Origin of the sequence: Pseudomonas helleri, from assembly GCF_009600315.1 — a bacterium.
GTDB lineage: Bacteria > Pseudomonadota > Gammaproteobacteria > Pseudomonadales > Pseudomonadaceae > Aquipseudomonas > Aquipseudomonas helleri_A.
This window is the reverse complement of the sequence record NZ_WIWC01000207.1, coordinates 1-230: the sequence shown is the minus strand read 5'-3', so window position 1 is coordinate 230 and position 230 is coordinate 1. Positions and strand designations below refer to the sequence as shown.

At 50.4% G+C, this 230-nt stretch carries 1 protein-coding gene; it reads left to right on the top strand.

From position 1 onward, the window contains the following. Window positions 1-89 precede the first annotated feature (89 nt). Window positions 90-230 (top strand): LysR family transcriptional regulator (locus tag GHN86_RS23325; protein WP_323370019.1); only part of this gene is annotated, 141 nt, incomplete at its 3' end.

Sequence of the window (230 nt, the reverse complement as noted above, 5' to 3'; positions counted from 1 at the left end):
ACACTAACCCGTCGTGGAATCGGCAACAACGTTATGAGTAATACGCATGAGGCTATGAGTTTAGTTGGTAAGAAACCTCGGAGTATCTTGTGAACCTCAAACAACTCGAAGCTTTTCGAGCCATCATGACAACGGGCTCTACCATCGGAGCTGCTACACGTATGGGCTTGTCCCAATCGGCCTTCAGCCGCTTGTTAACTCAGCTCGCATATCACTTAGGCCTCGCGCCC